Raw genomic sequence first — 455 nt, 5'->3', positions numbered from 1 at the left:
GACAATGGATGCTGCAGGCAGGCGTCGGATGAGTTCTGCGTTCGGCAGCTCTCCGGCAAGAATGAGAACCTGCGACGCCAAACATTCCAGATCCTGGCTTCCCTGAAGCAATGCGGGAGGTAACGTCGCATGGGTGATGGCTTCGTTTCGCAGGTAATCCGATAGCTTGTTACCCGCTTGACGGCGCTCATCCGCAGGCAAATGCAGTGCGGCTCCTGAGCCGAACGCCATAACAAGCTCCCAGGCGCTTGCATCAAAACCGAAGGAGGAGAACTGCATTATTCGGCTATTGGAACAAACGCCAAAAAGCTTGATCTGAGCCAACGCGAGATTGGCCAAGCCCCGATGTTCGACCATGACGCCCTTGGGCGTGCCTGATGATCCCGAGGTGTAGATCACGTAGGCGAGGTGGCGTGAGCTCAGGCCGAGCGCGCGCGGGTCCGGATCGGAGGCCG

1 protein-coding gene is annotated in these 455 nt (G+C 58.7%); it reads right to left on the bottom strand.

Translation table 11 applies throughout. The features are described from left to right. On the bottom strand, positions 1-455 hold a 455-nt coding region (locus ACLFKU_RS44160), incomplete at both ends, for an AMP-binding protein (RefSeq protein WP_410853448.1).

Source organism: Paraburkholderia sp. EG304 (genome assembly GCF_046543485.1).
GTDB lineage: Bacteria > Pseudomonadota > Gammaproteobacteria > Burkholderiales > Burkholderiaceae > Paraburkholderia > Paraburkholderia youngii.
Note: the sequence above shows the minus strand (reverse complement) of the source record. Positions and strands in the feature narration are given on the sequence as shown.